This is a genomic window from Halomonas elongata, assembly GCF_029081005.1.
Lineage (GTDB): Bacteria > Pseudomonadota > Gammaproteobacteria > Pseudomonadales > Halomonadaceae > Halomonas > Halomonas elongata_B.
Genome location: NZ_JAJQTQ010000153.1, coordinates 1 through 298 on the forward strand (window position 1 = coordinate 1; position 298 = coordinate 298).

The following is a 298-nucleotide window of genomic DNA, read 5'->3' on the forward strand; positions in this document are numbered from 1 at the left end:
AGGGTGATCTCGGCGCCGGCCTCGATCACCACTTTCATGCCGGCCTTGTGGTGCACCTCGCTGCCAACCTCGACGAGCTGGGCGCGGCCGATCTTCTCGTGGCGGGTCTGGCCCACGCTGAGGTGGTCGTCGCCGTCGATCTGAGTGCGCCGCTCGCCGTGCACGGTGTGGTGGTCGTCGCGGTCGAGCTCAGCGATGCGGTCACGCTTGATCTTGAGGTGGCTGTCGCGGCGGATCTCCTCGGTGCGGTCGTTCTCGGTCAGCAGCTCCAGGTCCTTCTGGGCGTGCAGCCAGATCT

1 protein-coding gene is annotated in these 298 nt (G+C 67.1%); it reads right to left on the reverse strand.

Going from position 1 to position 298, the window contains the following annotated elements; genetic code table 11:
- On the reverse strand, positions 1-298 hold a 298-nt coding region (locus LU493_RS19875), incomplete at both ends, for a bacteriophage T4 gp5 trimerisation domain-containing protein (protein WP_428994591.1).